Source organism: Shouchella miscanthi, from assembly GCF_007725405.1.
GTDB lineage: Bacteria > Bacillota > Bacilli > Bacillales > Bacillaceae_D > Shouchella > Shouchella hunanensis.
Genome location: NZ_CP042163.1, coordinates 4068638 through 4088296 on the forward strand (window position 1 = coordinate 4068638; position 19659 = coordinate 4088296).

The 19659-nt window shown below is 41.6% G+C and carries 16 protein-coding genes; 3 read left to right on the plus strand and 13 right to left on the minus strand.

Annotated elements, in window-relative coordinates; translation table 11 throughout:
- Positions 1–50 precede the first annotated feature (50 nt).
- A complete protein-coding gene (locus FPV17_RS20765; protein ID WP_144560289.1) occupies positions 51–2051 on the minus strand; it encodes a methyl-accepting chemotaxis protein in 2001 nt (666 codons plus the stop codon).
- Positions 2052–2187: 136 nt separating this feature from the next.
- On the opposite strand from FPV17_RS20765, the gene FPV17_RS20770 reads away from it, so the two are divergent.
- Positions 2188–3951 carry a S9 family peptidase gene (locus FPV17_RS20770; RefSeq protein ID WP_144560290.1) on the plus strand — a complete coding sequence of 588 codons (1764 nt, stop codon included), beginning with the start codon at positions 2188–2190 and terminating at the stop codon, positions 3949–3951.
- A gap of 44 nt (positions 3952–3995) precedes the next feature.
- Here FPV17_RS20770 and FPV17_RS20775 read toward each other — a convergent pair whose 3' ends face one another.
- Positions 3996–5663 carry a nicotinate phosphoribosyltransferase gene (locus FPV17_RS20775; protein WP_246117082.1) on the minus strand — a complete coding sequence of 556 codons (1668 nt, stop codon included), beginning with the start codon at positions 5661–5663 and terminating at the stop codon, positions 3996–3998.
- Positions 5664–5812: 149 nt separating this feature from the next.
- Positions 5813–7006: an ornithine--oxo-acid transaminase gene (locus FPV17_RS20780; RefSeq protein ID WP_437183303.1), complete on the minus strand. Its 1194-nt coding sequence runs from the start codon at positions 7004–7006 to the stop codon at positions 5813–5815.
- A 118-nt stretch (positions 7007–7124) separates the two neighbouring features.
- On the opposite strand from FPV17_RS20780, the gene FPV17_RS20785 reads away from it, so the two are divergent.
- Complete coding sequence (locus tag FPV17_RS20785; RefSeq protein ID WP_144560292.1) at positions 7125–8348, plus strand: MFS transporter; 1224 nt, start codon at positions 7125–7127, stop codon at positions 8346–8348.
- A gap of 20 nt (positions 8349–8368) precedes the next feature.
- Here FPV17_RS20785 and FPV17_RS20790 read toward each other — a convergent pair whose 3' ends face one another.
- The 10 genes from FPV17_RS20790 to FPV17_RS20835 form a co-directional block, all read right to left on the minus strand.
- On the minus strand, positions 8369–9421 hold the full coding sequence (locus FPV17_RS20790) for a hypothetical protein (RefSeq protein ID WP_144560293.1): 1053 nt from the start codon (positions 9419–9421) through the stop codon (positions 8369–8371).
- Between the two features lie 24 nt (positions 9422–9445).
- Complete coding sequence (locus tag FPV17_RS20795; protein ID WP_144560553.1) at positions 9446–12289, minus strand: glycosyl hydrolase family 18 protein; 2844 nt, start codon at positions 12287–12289, stop codon at positions 9446–9448.
- Between the two features lie 2 nt (positions 12290–12291).
- On the minus strand, positions 12292–13191 hold the full coding sequence (locus FPV17_RS20800) for a hypothetical protein (protein ID WP_246117083.1): 900 nt from the start codon (positions 13189–13191) through the stop codon (positions 12292–12294).
- A complete protein-coding gene (locus FPV17_RS20805; RefSeq protein ID WP_035398992.1) occupies positions 13130–13315 on the minus strand; it encodes a hypothetical protein in 186 nt (61 codons plus the stop codon). Before FPV17_RS20805 ends, FPV17_RS20800 begins: the two co-directional genes overlap by 62 nt.
- 31 nt (positions 13316–13346) lie before the next feature.
- Positions 13347–14840, minus strand: a complete 1494-nt coding sequence (locus tag FPV17_RS20810; RefSeq protein WP_144560295.1) for a phage tail spike protein — start codon at positions 14838–14840, stop codon at positions 13347–13349.
- 9 nt (positions 14841–14849) lie between these two features.
- Complete coding sequence (locus FPV17_RS20815; RefSeq protein WP_060704390.1) at positions 14850–15599, minus strand: distal tail protein Dit; 750 nt, start codon at positions 15597–15599, stop codon at positions 14850–14852.
- Position 15600: 1 nt separating this feature from the next.
- Positions 15601–17385, minus strand: a complete 1785-nt coding sequence (locus FPV17_RS20820) for a phage tail protein (RefSeq protein WP_144560296.1) — start codon at positions 17383–17385, stop codon at positions 15601–15603.
- Positions 17385–17516 (minus strand): hypothetical protein, encoded by a 132-nt coding sequence (locus FPV17_RS22565; protein WP_307188675.1) that lies wholly within the window; start codon positions 17514–17516, stop codon positions 17385–17387. The genes FPV17_RS20820 and FPV17_RS22565 overlap by 1 nt, the downstream gene beginning before the upstream one ends.
- Before the next feature lie 104 nt (positions 17517–17620).
- On the minus strand, positions 17621–18070 hold the full coding sequence (locus FPV17_RS20830) for a hypothetical protein (protein WP_035397348.1): 450 nt from the start codon (positions 18068–18070) through the stop codon (positions 17621–17623).
- Entirely contained in the window at positions 18060–18488 is a 429-nt protein-coding gene (locus tag FPV17_RS20835; RefSeq protein ID WP_055736180.1) for a hypothetical protein, read from the minus strand. The genes FPV17_RS20830 and FPV17_RS20835 overlap by 11 nt, the downstream gene beginning before the upstream one ends.
- Before the next feature lie 217 nt (positions 18489–18705).
- Between FPV17_RS20835 and FPV17_RS20840 the strand changes: the two genes are divergently transcribed.
- Positions 18706–19566: an SHOCT domain-containing protein gene (locus FPV17_RS20840; RefSeq protein WP_060704386.1), complete on the plus strand. Its 861-nt coding sequence runs from the start codon at positions 18706–18708 to the stop codon at positions 19564–19566.
- Positions 19567–19659: the final 93 nt, after the last annotated feature.

Genomic DNA, 19659 nt, shown 5'->3' on the forward strand with positions numbered 1-19659 from the left:
CCATTCCTTTTTCAACGACTCCTTAAACGTCATAACAATGTCAAACGTGACTAGTCGTTCCATTCAAACTTCGCAATCATTTCTTCTAATTCATCAGCAAGTTGCGCAAGATTTGTTGTTGAGCTTAAGATTTCTTCCATAGATGCGAGTTGTTCCTCGGTCGATGCCGATACATTTTGAATACTAGCAGATGTCGTTTCACTTGCAGTGGCAATCTGTTCATAAGAAAGCATAAATTGCTCGGTTTGATTGGCCATTGCTTTCACTTCATCTGTGACAAGATGTATTTTTTCGGTTACTTGATTCATGTGATTCTGAATGAAAGCGAAGGATTGGCCAGTTTCTTCAATAATATGAACGCCTTTTCTTACTTCTCCTTCTCCCGCATTCATTTCCTGCACAACGACTTTCGTTTCGTTCTGAACGGTATTGATTTGGTCCTGCACGGTTTTTGCAGCATTATTCGATTGCTCTGCAAGCTTTCGTACTTCATCCGCAACGACAGCAAATCCTCGACCATTTTCTCCAGCTCTAGCCGCTTCAATAGAAGCATTTAGTGCCAGTAGATTCGTTTGTTCCGCTATATCGGAAATCATTTGACTGACCTGGTTAATCGTTGCTGCCTGTTTCTCTAGGTTCTCCACCGTTGTGGCGATAGAAGATACTTTATGTTGAATCGCATTCATTTGTTGAACACTGCTTTTAATCCCTTGTTGACCAGTTTGTACAGCAACAACAGCGTCATTTATTGCTTTTGTTACTTGTTGAGTCGACTGCTGCACATCCATAATTCCTCTAGAAACCGTCGTCGCAGCTGCTTTTCCTTGATCCATACTCGTCGTTTGCTCATCCACACTGCCCGATACTTCTTGAATGGCTAATGTAATTTGTTCAGTTGCCTGCATATTCTGCTCGGTACTTGCCTGTAATTGTTCAGACGACGCAGCTAAATAGGTTGATTTATCTCGAATTCCTCTAATGGTTTGAATGAGAGATTGTCGCATGTCTTCAAACGAATCAGCTAACTGTCCGACTTCATCTTTGAAGGTAGACTTTACGCTGTACGTTGAACTTAAGTTCCCTTGACTAATAACCGTTGCAACGTTTGATAGTCCGGAAATAGGGCGTACAATCGCACGAACGATAGCGAAAATAATAACGGATCCAATCAGTAATGTGACAATGATTACGATTAACATTGAGTAAAGAATTGGCTGTACCAGTTGACTCACTTCATTTGGTAACATCGCTCCGGCAAGCACCCAATTCGTTGGTAAAACGGTATCATATGTGATTTGCCGTGGATCTTCACCATCTACTTGAAACTCAAACTGTCCTGATTCTCCACCCTCTACAAACTGAGCACTGAGGGTTGCTGGGACGTACTCGCCAGAATTTAATACAGGATGATAGACAACTCTCGAAAGGTGGTCTACTAAAAACAAGTAGCCTGTACTTCCAATCGAAGCATCTGCTACATAGGATAGAATTGGGTTGAAATCGACTCGCATTGCTAAAACGTTTCCTCGATCGCTTGTCAAGGATGCAAAAAGAATATCTGTCTCGTCTTCATTTGAAAAAATTGGTTCACTTACCGCTACATCGGTTTGCCTCCCAAAAAGATCTCGTAACCAAGTGAATTCTAATACACCATACTGTTCAGAAAGTTCTTCTGTATTTGCTACTGATTCAATGGAGCCATCTGCTTGGTAAACGGTTCCCTCACCCTTGTTGTTGACAATGTATACTTCACGCAGACGATTATCTTCTCCAAATAAAACTTCTAATTGATTTGCTATGTCGTCAGATGAAGCATTTGCATCGATGGTATCGCCAGTAAAAGCAGCTAATTCGGTTTGCAAACCCATGTATTGTTGCAAGGATGCATGAACATTGGCTGTCATTTGCTCTGCTTGAGCATTCATTGTACTTTCAACATTTTCCCTTGTTGATAAATAAGAAAATACCCCAATGACTAAACTCGGTATGACAAGCATTAAACCAAAAGCCAGCATTAATTTCCATTTTAAGCTTACCTTTTTTTGTTTCATCTATTTTCACCTCAATCTTCTACTTTTTATTTCGGCTAGTTGATCGCTTTTCTAAAGACTCTAGATTGATATTTGAAGAATTGTGCGAAAAAAGTTATCATTTTACCTAAACAGAAAATGAAAGGGTGACTTTTTTATGCAGCTTACTGACTTTTTAAAAGTGGATACAGCAACAAACCCGCACTTTCACCCACATCACCTAACGAAGCTTGTCTATCTAAATAATGCTACTGGGCTTCCGCAAGCTTATGAGTACGATATTGAATCGCAACAAACGACTCGCCTAGTTGAAACATCAGAACGAATGATGCTCGCTACATATATTGAGAATGACCTCCTCATTGGAATGGATTATGGGGTAAATGAAAAGCAACAATTGTATTTATGGAAACATAAAGAGGACCTTGTTCCGCTAACAAACGACCCTTCGCATATTCATCATTTCGGAGGGGTATCCCCAAATAAAGAATGGATTGCCTGGAGTAGCAATCGCAGGCATGAACAATTTTTCGACGTGTATATTCAACATGTATCGACACTTGCCATTCAGTGTGTGTATGAAGATGATGCTCGTCATGACCCTGTCTGTTTTCATCCAGATGGCCACCATTTGTTAATAAAGAAAACGAATACGAATTTAGATAATGACTTAGGTCTATTACATTTAGAAACAAAAGAAATAGAATGGTTAACGCCACATGACAATGAAGCCTCTTTTACAGATGCGGCTTTTAGCCATGATGGCAAGTTTCTTTATCTTTTGACGAACGTCGGACGGGAATATAGTGGCATTGCTCGCTTACATCTTCAATCGAAAGAGTTGGAATGGCTCTATACAGGCAATTGGGATTACGAAGCCTTAACACTTAGTCATGACGGTACCTATATGGCTTATGCAGTAAATGAAGGAGGCGTATCACATGCTTATCTTACTCACCTCCCGTCACAAACAGAGAAAAAGCTTCCAATTAAAACAGGGGTTGTTACAAGTTTCACTTTTTCTAATGACGTAACTCAACTCGTTTTCTCTCTCGATGGCGCTGCAAACCCTGCTGCACTATGGTGCTACCACCTAGAGGAGCAGACTGTAACAAAGCTCGAAAACAGCACACGGAAACATACTGTCCAAGAGATACTACGAGAGCCTGAACAACTTTCATTCACCAGCTCTGATGGGGAGACCATTCCATCTTTTTACTACAAACCAGACGGGAATGGTCCTTACCCAACCGTCATTTTTGTACATGGCGGTCCTGAAAGCCAAATTCGTTCTGTCTACAATCCATTTTTACAGTACTTTGTTTCGAAGGGATTCGCCGTATGCACACCGAATGTGCGCGGCAGCACAGGCTATGGGAAACGCTACCATCACTTAGATGATAAGCGAAAACGTATGGATGCTGTAAGGGATTTACATGAGCTTGCAGAATGGTTAAAAACAGAAGGATTTGCTCACCCTGACAAGATCGCTGTAATGGGCAGAAGCTACGGAGGGTTTATGGTGCTTGCTGCTATTACCCATTATCCAACACAGTGGGCGGCTGCCATTGATATTGTTGGCATTTCCAGCTTTAAATCGTTTCTCGAAAACACAAGTATTTGGCGACGAAAAGTACGGGAAGATGAGTACGGTTCCCTTGAAGAAGATCGTGACTTTTTCGATGCGATTGATCCCATTCATAAAGTAGATGACATTAAGGCTCCCCTTCTTGTGCTGCATGGACGGAACGATCCACGTGTACCCATTTCAGAAGCCGAGCAAATCGTTGAACAGCTAAAGCATCGTCATCATCCCGTCGATTCGCTTTACTTTGAAAATGAAGGGCACTTCTTCGTTCGCTACGAAAACAACGTCGCTGCATATGAGAAGTCGTTTGCATTTTTAACGGAGTGGCTTTGAAAAAGGAAAACACCTCCACCTTAATTAAGGCGGAGGTGTTTGGTTTATCCTTCCCGTTTCTCATGAATCAGCTGGTTTTTCATATCTGTCAAGTCGTCTGATAAAGAGACAGGATAGACTTCTGGTACTTCTAAACGTAAATATTCTTCCCAAAACGATTGCTTTTGATACGCATGGTAGTCTCGCACTTCTTTCAAAGAAGGCACATCGTAGACAAGTTCCCCATTCTCAAATATCGGTTTTAGCAATTCAACCGCTTTAAAATCCCGAATTCGTTTCGCTTTTAGTGGGTTGCGTGGGTGCTTCAAAAGTATTTCATTTTTTCCATCCAACGTTTCATGATCCAAGCAGACATAATCGCCCTTTGCCATCCCATCGTCGCCAAAAAGACGGTACACTTTTTTGCGTCCAGGATTTAAAATCTTTTCAATACTTTCCGAGATTTTAATCAGAGCGACCCAATCTTCTTTCTGATAGCTACCAGATTCAATCTCTGAATCGAGGGGGCGTCTTGCTACAATTTTATGAACGCCTCCTAATGCTGGGTTATCGTAGGCCGTAATAAATTTTGTGCCAACACCCCAGATATCTACTTTTGCCCCTTGTTGCTTTAGAGAAGCAATTGTATATTCATCGAGATCGTTCGTCGCAGCAATCTTCACATGCTCTAAACCTTCTTCATCAAGACGCTTACGTACTTTTTTCGATAAGTAGGCTAAGTCTCCGCTGTCTAATCGGACAGCCGTCATTTCATAGCCTTTTTCCTTAAGGCGATGCGCTGTTTCAATCGCATGAGGCAGTCCGCTTCCAAGTGTATCCGTTGTATCAAGAAGGGGAATGGTCTTTTGCGGGAAAACATCTGCATACGCAAGAAACGCTTCTAACTCAGATGGATGGAACATAATAAACACATGCGCTTGCGTACCTGTAATAGGCATAGAAAATTTCTTTCCTGCCTTCACGTTACTGGTAGCGTCAAACCCAGCAATATAAGCCATTTTTGCTCCATACACACTCGCATCTCTTCCTTGGGCACGTCTTTTTCCCATTTCAAGCAAACCATCTTCCCCTGCGATGGTTTTAATACGGGCTCCCTTTGTCAGAACTAGAGACTCCGCATTCACAATGTTTAACAACATCGCTTCAATCCAAATACATTCCCAAACAGGGGCTTCAATGCGAATAAGAGGCGTATTAGGAAAGACCAAGTTTCCCTCTTCAACCGCATGCAAATTCCCACTAAAGCGCAAAGAACGTAAGTCATCTAGAAACGCTTCGTCAAAGCCCTCTGATTGTTCTCTTAAATAACGGATATCACTTTCATTAAAGTATAAGTTCTGTATCGTATCAATCAAATGGCCAAGCCCACCAAACGCGACATAACCGCCTAATTCCGTGCTAAATTCACCAACACCGCGAACAAAAGGGGCTTTCCGATAGAAATCATCAAAAACAACTTGAGTTTGATGAAGTCCTTCTTTCCATAAGGCATACATCATCGTAATGGCATAATAATCCACATCAAGCCCATAATCCTCTGAAGGATTGTAGTATGGGGTCACATGATGAGCGTTTCCGCCACATCGAATGCACACTTCTTCACTGGAAGACTCGTTTGAAAAACTTGGTTGGTCACACTCTTTACATATATGTACATAGCGATAACGAGTAGGCTTTACAAAATCAAAGATTGTTTTCATATGTTCAGACATCTTTCTGCTCCTTTGTGATCTACGCTTTTCACGCATATAAGTCATCAAAAGTATACTCTTGTTTCCCCTTCATTTCAAATCCATCGTCCCTCTACGTGTTTATACACAAAAAACGCCCTGCATTCTGCTAGGGCGTTTCCTCATGACAATTAAGCAGAGAGAACGTCTTTTATTTGTTCGAGTGCTTGATCAAGCTCTTCCTTCGTAATGATTAAAGGCGGTGCGAAGCGAATGACATTCTCATGTGTTTCTTTACACAATAACCCCCGTTCCTTTAATTGTTCACAATAAGGACGGGCTGATTCTGTTAATTCAATTCCAATAAATAAACCGCGTCCACGCACCTCTTTAATTGAAGGGTGTGTTAATGTTTGTAACTCATTAATAAAATAATCACCGAGTTCTTGAGCATTTTTTACTAACGCTTCTTCTTCTAAAATTTCTAATGCAGCAACAGAGACTGCACAAGCAAGTGGATTTCCGCCAAACGTTGAGCCGTGGGAGCCAGGCTCAAAGACACCTAACACATCTTTATTCGCCGCAACAGCTGAGATAGGTAAAATCCCTCCACCAAGAGCCTTACCGAGAATGTACATATCTGGTTCCACGTTTTCATGGTCGCATGCAAACCACTTGCCCGTTCGGCCAAGTCCCGCTTGTATCTCGTCTGCTATAAAGAGAATCGTATTGTCTGTACAGATGTCTCGTACTTGCTGCAAGTACCCATTAGGAGGTATGAGTATCCCAGCCTCTCCTTGAATAGGTTCGACAAGAAAGGCCACCGTATATTCGGAAATGGCTTCTTTTAGTGCCTCTGCGTCACCATACGGAATGACTTTTATGCCTGGTAGCAATGGTCCAAAACCTCGCTTATATTCTTCACTTGAAGAAAGGGAGACAGCAGCTAATGTTCGTCCGTGAAAATTATTTGAGCAGACAATGATTTCAGCTTTATTGGTTACAATTTTTTTGTTTTCATATCCCCACCGCCGCGCGGCTTTTAAAGCGGTTTCAACAGCTTCCGCACCTGTATTCATTGGTAAAATCATTTCTTTATTCGTAAGTGAAGCCACTTTTTCATAAAAAGGCGCCAGCTGATCATTGTGAAATGCCCGCGAGGTTAACGTGACTCGCTCCGCTTGGTCTTTTAATGTTTGGATTAATTTCGGATGGCAATGACCTTGATTTAAGGCGGAATAGGCACTTAACATATCAAGATAGCGATTACCCTCTGCATCCCATACCCATACACCCTCTGCTTTAGAAATGACGATTGGCAATGGATGATAGTTATTTGCACCGTATTGCTCTGTTTTCTTAATAATCTCTGTTGACTTAGACATAGTCATCCTCCTTCAGTACTGTGCTTCCACTTATGTCTCTTCGCTTTAAAGAAATGAATTCCTGCTACATTTGTCAGGAAAAAAGGTGTTAAGATGAGATGAGTAGGAGGTACAGCGTATGAATTCTGATATAAGACGCGTGCACCATGTCATTTTTTTGGCATCGGTTTTTTGTTTTTGGCTTGCTACGTATAGTTACGTACCGATCTTTAGCCTTTATTTAGAATCCATTCCATTCAGCTACGGGTCGATTGGGATCATTTTAGGAAGTTACGGTGTAACACAAGTGCTACTTCGCTTTCCTTTAGGTGTTTTACTCGATAAACTTACCACGCTACGCAAGCATTTTTACGTTGGTGGGTTTGTTGTAGCCATTGTGAGTGGCTTTATCCTGTTGTTCTCAAGCTCTTTTTTATGGATTTTAACTGGTCGCCTCCTCGCAGGTGTCACTGCTGCCATGTGGGTAATGGCAACCATCATGTACGCAGAGTATTTTCAGTCGAACCATACGAGTAAAGCGATGGGCTTGCTACAATTTTCAACAGTCATGCCCCAGTTTCTTAGCATGTTAACAGCGGGATTACTCGTTGAATGGATGGGCTTTGCTCTTCCATTTTGGTCTGGTATTGCGGCTGCATCCGTCGGTCTCTTACTCGCTTTGTCAATAAAGGTTGTACCTAGTCATATTGAAAAAAGACAACGGTTATCGATCGCTCTCATCATCCGTTCTACCGTTACAATGAGGTCATTACTACCGATTACGCTCGTCTCTCTTTTTGCACATGCCTTGCTCTTTATTTCCATATTTGGCTTTACCCCTGTATATGCCGGTTCTCATGGCATAGGTGAAGGTGCAATGGTTTGGATTATGACTGCCTTTTTCGTTCCTCATGCAGCTGCATCCATCTTTATCGCTCTTATAAATTTGCCGCCTAAATTAGAGCAACTACTAATGATTAGCAGTTTAATGGTTACAACCATTACATTCCTATTCCTACCGTTGGCTACTGGAATACTTTCCATTAGTCTCCTGCACGCCATTATTGGCTTAACCATTGGGATTCTCTTGCCCCTTTTATTATCACAAATTGCAAGCTTACCACCGGCTTCATTAAAGACATCTGTCATGGGATTTTATCAATCTGTTTACGCTATTGGCATCTTTATTGGTCCCTATCTAGCTGGTTTTGCTGCAGAACAGTTTGGTCTAAAGCACGTGTTTACTTTGGCAGCCATCATTAGCTTCATCGCATTAGCCATTGCGGTCCTTACTAGATTAAGAGAAGGAAAACGACAATCAGCAGAGGCTGCTTCTAAAAACAAAAAGCTGAATCAGCTTTAAGGCATGATTCAGCTTTTCCTTTATCCTGTTATTAACCACGGTGAAGCATAGAAATCTCTTCTAAAAAGCTCACCTGATTCTGGGAAGGAAGTAGGCATTTGCCCATAAGGAATATTGGTTGCTCGATAGCCGCCAAAGACCGTATGAGGATTAGGACGCTCTGCTAAATTTCGTAAAAACACTTCTCCATTGAATCGTACGATAGGAATAACACTTCTTTGATGAAATCCATTCCAATAGGCAGTGCCACGATCATGACGCGCAATCCAATATAAACCTTCTTCAAGTTCTTCATCAAGGGTTACATATCCCCAGCCACCGTTTGAAGAAATCTCAATATCCTCTGATTCAAAGAGTAAGTCTTTTGGTCTTCCCGTGCCATCGTCTGAATAAATCCCTACTTTTGCTGCTACTGTATTCCCTGCGCTCCCTAAGCTCATCCCTGCACGTACAACTTTTGTTTTTCTTGTAACAGGAAACGGAAACGCATCTAATGTATCTCCATAGACAAGGATACTAAATGCAGGTACATGACTATTCACGTTGTATCCTTCTGCTGTAAAAGGATTGTAATCTCGTCGAAAATGAGATAAATAGGTCCCTGCCGTTGGATAAAATGGCTCTACTCCCCCGCCAGCACTTGCCATAGCGTCAATTTTATCTTTTAAGTCCTCAAGGCTTTGTTTTGTTTGAAGGACATCATCCGATAGCTGAGCTGTATTGGCTACCGCTTCATAGTCTGCAGTAATGACTGAATCGGCATGTTGTTGTGCTGCAAATACTACCGCTCCATAGGCAGGATACAATTCGTACTCGCCTGCATCAATTAACGCCCCGTCACGATAAAGAACAGGCACAGGTTGGTCTAGCCAGTTTCGCTCTTCCCCTTCATAAATACGAAAGCGAAGGGTTGGGTCTGTTTGATCGCTAACTGGAATTAAAGGTGCATTGCTTCTTACAGTCGACTTCATGTTCAGAACTTGTTGAATTTTATTAATATCCTGCTGCACTCCTGATAGATGCGCAGATAATATTGCTTCGCTTTTTAAATCCTTATAAGGCGTTTGTGCCATTTTTTTCACATCCTTTTTTGTTTTTTACGCTCGCGGTAAATACGTAAATACCGTTGGATCTTCTTGCCCTAACGTCCACATCGCCACACCTTTACACTCCGCCTCTTCGATTAGTTGCAGTGTCGTAATAAACCCTTCAATATCACTATTCCATGCAAGGGAATAGCCTTCGGCATCGCCAATATAAAAGTTTCTTAGCCAAACACCTGCATCCACCACACGAAGCTGAATCGTCTTAGCGCCTTCCCATGAGTCCACAACTGCAACAGTTAAATTCTCGTAGTCATTGCTTATGCCATAAGAAGTACCAGCGTCAGGGTTCAGCCCCGCATACGTCAAATACCCAAACTCATCGTACTCATAGGGACGGTCTTCCTCTAATGCAATTGGTTGAGGTTCTCCATCTACAATCGCTTGCACCTTCTCCATAGGTTCATAACGATTAAGCGTTGCAATATGAAGACGATGGCACCTCACTCTAGCTCCTTGTGCAAAGACGCCATGTGCGCCTTGCGCTCTGTTTCCTTGTACCCTGTGACTGATCACTTGTGTTGTGCCATTAAAGCAAAGAATCTGCCCTTCAAAAAAACGTACCCTGAGGGAATACCTTGTACCTAAATAGATAGTAGCTGGAACAGAAGCCAACACTTGTCTTTCCCCATTTTCCTCTGATAGTAGTAGAAACTGTTGTTGGGTTGCGTCTAGTAAAAACAAGTACCCATCGTTCGTTGATCCTACATTCGATGCCATGAACCGAATGCCGGCACTTCCTCGATCCCATAATGAAAGGTCTGCTTCAAGATGAGGGAAGAAGTGTAGCCGCTTATTTAACAGCAATTGATTTTGTCTTCCTCTGGCGTCTGTTTCGACGAAATTTTCTCGTGACGGTACCCATTCTCCAGAAGAGTAACCGACCGCTCTTCTACTAGATATACATTGCCTATTATCATAGTTTCCACCATGCACGACCTGGGTTCCCGCTTGTAAATAATAATTCGTTTCTGCTAGATTCACTCTCTCTTGATTTCCGCTTTCATCGTACACAACATGAGAGCCAAATAGGTCTTCCCAAAAAATCGCAGGACGAGGGGGTCTACGCAGCAATTCAGCTGTTAAGGCCATTTTCTTAGGCATTTTAGCATCCACTTGATTGACAATACCCTCTGTTACTGTTCCTCTTTTTTTAGGTGGCTGTAAATTCACATTGTACTCCACCATCCCACCGCTCATATTGTGAGAAAAGCCCGTACCTACAACCAAACCTAGTAGTTGTGCAGAATCTTCTGTTCCTGTAACAACGATTTCATTCTCCCCTTCTTTAAACGAGAATGTCCCACAATGGTAAAAATGTCGATCTGGGTTTACTAAGAACGGGTACCAACTTGGGATCCCTTCTCCTATCACATAAGGTGTACCGTTAACGAGCAAATGAATTTTCGGATTCAAATAAGGGAAATAAACAGGTGCAATTAATTCATAGGTTCCTGCTGCTGGCAGTGAAAAACGATAAACCGCTCTTCCAGCGTCAACATCTTTTACACAACGCTCCAAATCATGGTCTGCCAGATATTGAGCGCCTCCAACCGCCACTCCTTGAAACGTTTGTGGAAATTGTTCCGCACGCCAGGTCGTATTGGTTCTCGTTGCATTTCCTGTTAACTGGGTAGGTTGATGTAGAACGGCGTGTACGTGTTCAAAAGTTGCTCGCTGATGCTTACTATAGCTTGTAATATACTCTGTCCCTTGGTAGGTTGAACGATAAATAACAGGACGATTATTGTACGGTAGCAAGTGGGCATACGCCACGCGAAAGCGATCATAACAATGGGAGAATGTTTGCTGGTAGCCAGACTCTTCATCATGTAAACCTGTGTAGGGAACGTAAGATTGATCGACCCATGTAAATGCATCCGTCTCTGGATCTCGCCCAATATGGTGTTTAAAAATGCCGTTTTGCCACATAAGCATTTGCCAGTATCGAACCGCAGTACCAGATCGTTTGCTTTCAAGTGGCCAACGTCGTCCATAAGCCGCATTCCCTATCCAAACCGATTCGGACGGAAACACATCTTGAACGTGGGCTAAGACTTGTTTTAGCCACCAAACAGGTGTGGATGGACCTGGAGCAGAATTGTTATGTGCGAAATCATAGGACATAATTTGCCATTCATCACAGATCATTTGCCCTCTTTCGTCTCTTCCTTGAGCAAGCGTACGGTAATCAGTCCATTGATACCAATATGGCGCAAAATCACCGGTCATAGCATGCAAATTAACACGCACTTTTAATTGGAGAGGGATCGCAATTTCATTTTTCACTCGCGTTAAAAAATCTCGGTATTTCTCAGCTTCCCGAGCCTCTCTTGGCCGAGAACTCGATTTCTCAAAATCAATTTCAATTCCTTTTATCCTCCCGGGAAAACGCGTCATGTATTGAGAGACAATCGATCGGAATTGCCGAATAAAAGTCGATTGATTTTCCTCTTGATCGAGCATGGTTTCAACAGGACTTCCAAAACAGATAGCTTGTAAAAACCATTCCACGTTTGGATAGTGGTCCATTAAATAGAGAAGACTATTCCGTGCCCAATACTGAATGGCGCCATCTTGATTCAAAACAGGATATGATGTTCCTGCTTTATAGTGATAAACCGTACCATTTTCGCGCACACCAAAATCATGTAGACCAAATGAAGCGATTTTTTCATTGTGTTGCTGAAACGCCGTCCAAAAGTTCCGCTGATCACCTGGCCAATCTAAGTATGCATCGCGATTGATGATCGTCCATTCACCAGGCGCATCTTCTTTTGCAAACTCAAGAAATTGTGCGTTGGAGGGCTCGTTTAAACTCCACGACATAAACTGCATGCTCACAACAACGACCTCCCTTCTTTCCAGCGTATAAGCTCAGCTATGCCATAATAGCCAATACCGACATCTTGAAGTGTGTCGATTACTTCTATTTCACCGAATTCATTCTGTTGCCGCATTTGTACAAATTTATACCATTCCAATCGAATCCTTCCTGAACCCATTGGAATACCGAATAGTCGCTGTTTTCCTGTTTGAATGTGAATTGAACCAATTGTTAATGTCCGCGCTTTTCGGTCTAACGGAATTTCGTTTTTTGTTGCTTTATTTAGCGAGGCATGAAGATGAATGTTGTCACCCGCTCTACCACCCTGAATATAAAATTCTCTCGTATATGTTTTGTTTAATGGGTGCTCTTCTTCATTCGGAAACGGCATTGTAAAGGCGTCTCTCTTTTCCCCTATATTTGTAGATACACGCAATAAATCAAAATCATCTTTTGGGATCAGTGTTAAATCAACAGGTGTTACAAACGTTTGTCGATCAAATCGTTTTTCGTCAAGATTGGGAATCGTGATAATCTCGTTTCCACGACCTACTAGATTGTAAAAGCGATTTTTTAACTCAGGGAACCTTCTCGGTTGATCACCTTTTACAAGCAAAGGTTCAGCAACGCCTTCAGTTGAATCTCGTTCATCCAACTCTCTTAACACCGGAGACAGCCACTCACTCGTGTGAGCCACTGTCCCTGTCACCTGTTCACCGCCCTGAAGCTGTAGATCAGTTATATTTAATTGCCCGCTGATCTTTTCAGCGATTACATGAAGATCCACTTGTTTCACTTTTTTCGTTTGATCTTTCTGTATTGGTTGTGCAACGAAGCGAGACCAGTCTAACTTACTCATTAGACCAGCGATGCTCACTTGGATGGCCTGTCCAGTTGGTACTTGTCGTGCCACCTTGCAACATGGCATCGGTTATTGAAGCTTGCCCTGAAAAGTTGGACGCTACAAACCGTACCTCTACCTCAGAAACCGACTTTGACGAGTCGGTTTCAACCAAAACTGACTTTGCAGAAAACATACGCACCCCTCCCTTCGTCTTGAATAAAACATTAGGTTAACGATATAAAGGTCGGTTCTTCTTCTGTACCATCTTCATAACGAACGATCACTTCCACACCGACCCTACCGTCTTCATTCACAGCAAAATTTTGGACTGCACTACGAAAAGAGAGAACATAATGGTCACGATTTGCCGGATAGACGGTTTGACTTAAACGTTTTACACCTGAAGTCGTTTCTGCTTTAAACGATGCGCTACCGCTAAAACCATTAACTGGATCCACTTCCCATCCACTATTCGACCAATAGCGAAAACCGTCATCTGCTCTGCTGTTGAGCAATAAGTTAAATACAGAAAGCTCTAGCATATCGCTTGAATCAATCGTATCTTCTGATCGCAAGAAACTTGTCCCATCTTGTACGCCTGTAAGCAGGTCAGAAAGTGTAGGTGCCTTAGATTCTAGTACAATCTCTGTCTCCCAAGGTTCAACTAGGTTATAGCGCCAAGCGAGAATGCGCGTTTGCCGATCAATACCAAGCTCTTTATCGTACACTCTGACAAGATCGCCAAGTTTAAATTGTTCATGTTCCATTCCTGATAATATCGATAAATCGGATGCTTTAATTTGATAGGATGTACGCGGTAAACTAAGGTTTTCCAATGCAGCTTGCGCTTGCTCTTTTAAATGAAATGGATTCGTAAACCGGTCATCCTTTAGCACCTTTGCTCGCAGTTTCGTCGTGAATGTGTAGTTGGGATCGTCTCGAATATCTAAATAGGGAACTTGGTCATTCACTGAATCAATGGAAAGATTCTCTCTCCCATAAGGATACAGTCGTGTAATGAGTTCATCTGTATCATACGTAGCTTCAATCGATTGGATGTTCTTCTCATAGACAATAGCTGCTCCAGATATTCGACCAATCGGTTCAATGAAATCAATGGTCATCGTATCGGAGTGGTAGACTAATTCGCCCCCATACACATCTGGTAATTGTGTTAACGCCTGCAGCCTGTTCGTTAGTCCAGATTCAACACTAACGTTACGTGTAGGAAAATTTGAAACGACCCCTAGCCGCCAATCTGTTCCTTGCAAGATATCCGACAAAACCACAACAACACTCTTGTCTTCCCATTCTGAAACAGATAAAGGGTCGGAAAATTGCAAATCATACCAAAGTGCTTCAGCAAACACTTCTGTTTCAGGAACACCACTTCCTCCGCGACTATACGTAATGCGTCGAATGATATAAAGCTCATCAACAATTTGAATTAAATGTTCATTTTGCAAGTGCTCGTTTTTTTGGTCAGAGAAAGGCAAGACAAACGAAAGTGTATCGATACCGTTAACTTCCTGTTCAAGCAAAATATCATAGGCATTATCTAACACAGCTAGCTGCTCTCTTTCAGGTGAAAGAACGACTGGCCGAGCCCCTGGTAAACGGGAGAAAATGGCTCTCTGCATTCGACTGTAAGAATGGTTATAAAAAACCGTATGCAACTGGTTATACTGGGATTCATTCACATTATTATATTGAATCATACAACCACCCTATACCCAGCGACTTCTTGCTTGTATTGTTAGTTCTTCCACTTCACCAGTTCCTTCAAATGCAAGAGATAATTGATTCGCACCAGGTTGTAAAACAGGAAATTCAATACTATTTAAATGGTTCAGTGCTGATACTCGTTCACCATTCGGCTTTACTGTATACGCCGTCACATATTGGCTATCCAAACGTAACTGCTCCCCTGATTCAAGTGTTCCATCGTAGACCATTTCCGTGTCGTTAAGAGTTAGTCGAATGAAACCGTTTTGTAACTGCCCTTTTACTTGTATTAAAGGAAATGAATGAATACTGCCTTTTTCTCTTGTGAAATGATGGGTTCCTTCTGAATGGTAGATAAAAAATTCATCTTCAATCGCATAATAATAAGGATCTGGACAATAGAAGATTAAATCGCCTCTACCCGAAGCTGCTAATTCGTCTAACTCTGATTCTTCTGCCAAAAGCCCGTATATCACCTTGTCTCGTTCATCATGAAAAATAAGAGGCTTAGGCTCAGCACGATTGAGTAAACGCGCAATCTCCCTTACCTTTTCACGAAAATCCGAACGATTTGCACCAGCAATTGTAACCGAAATGGTAATCATCAACGCTGCATCTTGTTTTCCGAAAAAAAAGGAGCCATTTCTTCCGAATATAGACATGGAACGAATTTCGCGAGCTGGCAAAATAGGCCTTTGAATGTGATGAACGATTAAAGATTGACTAAAATCAAATCCGTCATACGTGAACATATTATCGGCCTCCTTTTGCTCTCATCGTAGACACATGTCTCCGACCAAGTTCTGTGTCCATAAATGGAGCTGTAATTCTTGCAATTTGTTTTCCTTCTAGGTGTACCGGAACCTCGACAGTTAACCGATCTTGTAAAGAGGATCGACTCAGAAAATCTGGCTGTTGACGGGCCATTAAATGTTGTTCTAACCGGTCAACTCCACGACCTAAGAAATTCCCCCCTTGAATCGTAGGCAACGACAACGCATTCGTTAACGCCCGCTCAATAACAGGTAAGTCCCCTTCTACAGAGTCTTTAATCGGCCCTCCGAAATTTAAGCGGTGAATGTCTTGCAGTGGCCCTTCCTTTGCTGGAGAAAACGGGAGAAAATCACGAATCTTTCCTGCCACATTTGAAATGGCACTCGTGACCGACCCAATTGCACTGGTAATACCTTGAGCAATACTTGTGACGATGTTACGGCCTGCATCTCGGAACCGACCGATAAAGCCCATAACCGTTTGGAATGCACGTTGAATGCCATTTGAGATTGCGCTTCGTATCGCTGTCATGGCTGTCGTTACACTCGTACGAACTGCATTAAAAATGGACAGAAAGGTCGTTCTAATTGCATTAAGACCCGCTGACACTGCAGAGCTTGCAGCCGAAATACCTGTTGTAATGAAGTTTCGAATAAACGAAATAACTGACGTCACGACTGAGCGAACTGCATTGAATACCGTCATGAAGATCGTTCGAATCGTGTTTAAGATTGTCGTGACAACCGTTTGAACAGCTGTCATCCCAGTCGATATAAGATTCCGTATAAATGTCATTACGGTTGTAACAACTAATCGAATAGCATTGAATTGCTCTTGGAAGTATGATTGGATACCTACTAAAGCTGTCAAGAAAAGTGTCGATATCCATGTCCACATGCTTTTAAACACACCTTGCAAACTTTTAAATAACGTACTGGCTACCTTTACAATTTTCCCAATTAGTACGAGCTGCACTAAATTCCAAATCGCTTCTAACGCACCGAAGAATAATTGTTTTATCCCTTCCCACATTAAGGAGAAATCCCCCGTAAATAAGCCAGCAAAGGTTTTAATTAATCCCATAATGATGTCGAGTGCACCAGAGATTACGCCTTTAATATTTCCCCACACTTGCTGAATCAACGCAGCCACAAACGGCCACACAAACTTCATTAAGGCTAAAATCCCGTTCATAATAGGCTCAATAATACTGAGTATAAAGTTAAATACATTTGAAACAGCTTCCATGACTTGTGCGCCATGCTCATCCCAAAACTGCTTAATTGTCGCCAGTTTTTCAGCTACAAATGAAGCAATCACGCTAACGACCGTTTGAATAACAGACTGAATCGTCTGCCACACTTGAATGACGCCGTTTTTAAATGTTTCATTCGTATTCCATAGATACATGAAGCCTGCTGCAAGAGCGGCAATGGCGGCGGTGACTGCAAGGACTGGCCCTATAAAAGAGGCTACAGATGTTCCTAAAGTTATAAAGGCAACCTTTATAAAGTCAATGACTGCTTTAAAACTTGTAAAAGCTTCCTTTACTGCCACAATACTTAATAATAATCCACCAAAACCTGTCAAAAGACTAGCCAAGAATCCTCCCCAATCAGCCTCTCCTATTTTTTGAGTAATTGTTCCAAAGGACTCTGCAATTTTAGTTAAATTCTTTTGTAAATCTTCTAAAGCCTTACCATGTTTTTTAACGTCATCAAAGTCTAGTGTTAAGCCTGCAGATTGTCCAATTTGAACTGCCATTATATTCCTCCTTTCCATTTTTTCGATTCTTCATTCATTTTGTCTTGATCCCATTCAGCCATGCTTCGATTCTTTTTATCTTGTAAGAACCGTTGAAATGCACTATCTTCAGGTAATCCTCTAACAAACACTAAGAACCGTCTCCATGAGAGACGGTTCTCAAATCCCTCTTGAGTTAAATGAATGCGATAAAACCTGTAAAAGTCAGCCTCTAATGCGGCCCACCCCCAAATAATTATCCGTGAATCTTGGTTTTTTTTTGTGTTTTTGATGATTGAGCACTTGTACCTTTAACGTCATAACCCCATAGTTTCATAATGTCTGGAACGATATGTTGAAACACAAAATTCACTCCAGCTTTTGATTGTTCTAAGTGGCTGAGAAAAGCTTTTCCTAGCATTAGTTCAATAAACTCATACATCTTTTCTTCTGGTACCGACATTTGTGTTTTTCCTTTTACCTTCTGCACACAATGTCGGAAATAGAAGGTAGCAAATTGGAAAGGCATTTCAGTTGGAATCTCAAAATACTCACCAGCAAATTTGACGTATTGATGCTTTTGTTCATTTAACTGTTCAGCCAGTGCATCGTCATAGTCAGCTACTAATTGCTCTTGTTGGATTTCCGCTAGCTCTTCCACCTTTTGATCTAGAAGTTCTAAACGTTCTTCTCTATTATTCGCCACCAGGAGCACTCTCCTCCGTAATCGCTTCTTTTGTATTTACACGGAATTCGCCTGAAAAAGTATATACCCCCTCAGACACTGAACCCTCTTCTTCATAGGTAGTAAAAAATCCAGTAAGCGCATAGCCTGAACCAGTAGAGTCAGTGTGCTTAATAACCGCTTCTTGACCTAGTTCCGAGACGCGTTTTAATTCCGATTGTCCATCATCATCTAGAAGAGCAATCCCTTCCATTGATACGGTTTCACCTACAGACGCGGCAATAAATTTTTGACGAAAAACGCCCCCACCATCAACCGTGTCACCTAAACCGGTCACATCCGCTTCTTCAACTTCTAGTGAATGTGTAAAGGACGTTAGCTTTGCCACCACTTGTTCATTTACTTCTACTCGTGTTCCTGCAAACTTCTTTTCAGCCATGTTAACTCCTCCATAATAAGTGAAATACTATTCGTTATTGTTGGTGTGCCGGCACGAACGTATATTTAACGAATAATGTAGCTAGATACTAGATGTTTTGCTACAACTCTACTTTAATATAAGAACACACGTTCTGTTTTGCCGATTTTCTGCCACGTTTATGCCACTTATCTATGTTAAACTCTTAAATAAAGATATTTAGAAAGGACGATTCTTCATGTCACAAACTTTTAAAGGCTCTCGATCGACCCTAACCATTGAGGACGACAAACTAATTATTAAACACAATAAAATAAAAAGCTTAGGTGGTGGCGCTCGAAAAGAGATCGTTATTCCCTTTAATGAGCTCGAAAATGTTATCATTAGAAAACCAGGAATTGTTTCAGGATTTTGTTATCTTCAACGCAAAGGTGCCTCTCCAGATATATCAAGATTTCAAGCAACAAACGATGAATTCTCTATAGTACTTACTTTTTCTTACCATTACAAACGATTTTTAAAAGCAAAGAAACTTATTGAGACCAAATTAGAAAACGTTGACACCGCTTCAGAGTCAGAGCTTGATCGTATTTACCACGCTCTTATTTCGGATCCAGATCAGTCTATTAAATTTGCTGGCTATAATGGAAGCTTAGAAATTACAAGAGACAACGTTACAATTTTATACAATGGATTTCTTCATAGTGGCGGCCGCGGTCAGAAAACCATTCACATAAAAGAAATTAATAGTATATCAATATCGAGAGAAGCCATCGTTAGCGGGAAAATTCAGCTTCACTACAATGGGTTTCAAGATAGAAGGAATGGAATACTTGCTTCTGCAGCAAATGAACTAAGTATTACAAACATTAACGAGTACAATCGTTTCTTACAGGCAAAAGAACTTATTGAACGGATTAAACATTACCATGACTCATATAATGAAACTGGTTATGACAATAGCTACAACCAATATGCCGAACCTGTGCATACTCCCCGCTCTACCGCAGACGAACTTCGAGAGTTTAAATCGCTTTTAGACGAAGGTATTATTACGGAAGAAGAATTTGAACAAAAGAAAGCGCAGTTACTTCGCTAATGAATTGAGAGGCTGGGACATAACTAAAAGTAGTATTTGAAAAGACGAATAGTTTAAAATATGCTGAGTAGCACCGCTACAGGAGAATCGTTC

Excerpts from the sequence above, each read along its gene's own strand:
- FPV17_RS20765 (WP_144560289.1), bottom strand. The coding sequence starts at position 2,051 with ATGAAACAAAAAAAGGTAAGCTTAAAATGGAAATTAATGCTGGCTTTT.
- FPV17_RS20770 (WP_144560290.1), top strand. The coding sequence starts at position 2,188 with ATGCAGCTTACTGACTTTTTAAAAGTGGATACAGCAACAAACCCGCAC.
- FPV17_RS20775 (WP_246117082.1), bottom strand. The coding sequence starts at position 5,663 with ATGTCTGAACATATGAAAACAATCTTTGATTTTGTAAAGCCTACTCGT.
- FPV17_RS20780 (WP_437183303.1), bottom strand. The coding sequence starts at position 7,006 with ATGTCTAAGTCAACAGAGATTATTAAGAAAACAGAGCAATACGGTGCA.
- FPV17_RS20785 (WP_144560292.1), top strand. The coding sequence starts at position 7,125 with ATGAATTCTGATATAAGACGCGTGCACCATGTCATTTTTTTGGCATCG.
- FPV17_RS20790 (WP_144560293.1), bottom strand. The coding sequence starts at position 9,421 with ATGGCACAAACGCCTTATAAGGATTTAAAAAGCGAAGCAATATTATCT.
- FPV17_RS20795 (WP_144560553.1), bottom strand. The coding sequence starts at position 12,289 with ATGCAGTTTATGTCGTGGAGTTTAAACGAGCCCTCCAACGCACAATTT.
- FPV17_RS20805 (WP_035398992.1), bottom strand. The coding sequence starts at position 13,315 with ATGTTTTCTGCAAAGTCAGTTTTGGTTGAAACCGACTCGTCAAAGTCG.
- FPV17_RS20810 (WP_144560295.1), bottom strand. The coding sequence starts at position 14,840 with ATGATTCAATATAATAATGTGAATGAATCCCAGTATAACCAGTTGCAT.
- FPV17_RS20815 (WP_060704390.1), bottom strand. The coding sequence starts at position 15,599 with ATGTTCACGTATGACGGATTTGATTTTAGTCAATCTTTAATCGTTCAT.
- FPV17_RS20820 (WP_144560296.1), bottom strand. The coding sequence starts at position 17,385 with ATGGCAGTTCAAATTGGACAATCTGCAGGCTTAACACTAGACTTTGAT.
- FPV17_RS20835 (WP_055736180.1), bottom strand. The coding sequence starts at position 18,488 with ATGGCTGAAAAGAAGTTTGCAGGAACACGAGTAGAAGTAAATGAACAA.
- FPV17_RS20840 (WP_060704386.1), top strand. The coding sequence starts at position 18,706 with ATGTCACAAACTTTTAAAGGCTCTCGATCGACCCTAACCATTGAGGAC.